The following is a 767-nucleotide window of genomic DNA, read 5'->3' as shown; positions in this document are numbered from 1 at the left end:
CGCGAGCCCGGCCGCCACCGAGGCCGCCGGGTGACCCGCGTCCCGTTGCCCCTGCGCCTCTTCGCCCTCGTCGCCTGCGCCGACCTCCTCGCCGTCCTCCTCGACACCCGCCTCCACGCCTGGCCCGCGCACGCCGCCTGCAAGGCCCTGCTCCTGCCTCTCCTCGCCTGGTACGCGGTGCGCGCGGGCGCCCCCCGCCCGCTGCTCGCCGCGCTCGCCGCCGGGTGGCTCGGCGATCTCCTCCTGCTCTCCCCCGCCGACCCCGCCTTCCTCGCCGGGATGGCCGCCTTCGCCGCCGGACACGTCTGCTACCTCGTCACCTTCCTGCGTCACGGCGCCACTCCGCGCGCCCAGCCCGTCCGGCTCGGCGGCGGCGTCCTCGTCCTCGCCGCCGTGCTCCTCGTGCTGTGGCCGGGGCTCCCGGCGGGACTGCGGCTGCCGATGGCCGCCTACAGCGTGCTGCTCACGGCGACCGCGCTCGCCGCGCAGCGGTGCGGGGCGCGCGCGGCGGCGGGCGGCGCGCTCTTCCTCGTGTCGGACCTGCTCATCGCGCTCGGCGCGGCGGATCTGCCCCGGCCCGCGCCCGCCGACTTCTGGGTCATGCTCACGTACGCCCTCGCGCAGTACCTGCTCGTCACCGGCCTCCTCCGGAGGCAGCCGCTCACCAGCGGCCCCGCTGTGGCGGCGCGCTGAGCAGCGCGGGTACGGGCACGACGACGGCCAGGAGGAGTCCGGCGCGCGGAAGCCACCGCGTCCCGCCCGCGTCC

At 78.4% G+C, this 767-nt stretch carries 1 protein-coding gene; it reads left to right on the top strand.

Going from position 1 to position 767, the window contains the following annotated elements; translation table 11 throughout:
• Nucleotides 1-30: 30 nt before the first annotated feature.
• Nucleotides 31-693 carry a lysoplasmalogenase family protein gene (locus G3I42_RS17650; protein ID WP_164287095.1) on the top strand — a complete coding sequence of 221 codons (663 nt, stop codon included), beginning with the start codon at nt 31-33 and terminating at the stop codon, nt 691-693.
• Nucleotides 694-767: the final 74 nt, after the last annotated feature.

This window comes from Streptomyces sp. SID11385 (assembly GCF_010548245.1).
Taxonomy (GTDB): Bacteria; Actinomycetota; Actinomycetes; order Streptomycetales; family Streptomycetaceae; genus Streptomyces.
This window is presented reverse-complemented; position numbering and strand designations above follow the sequence as displayed.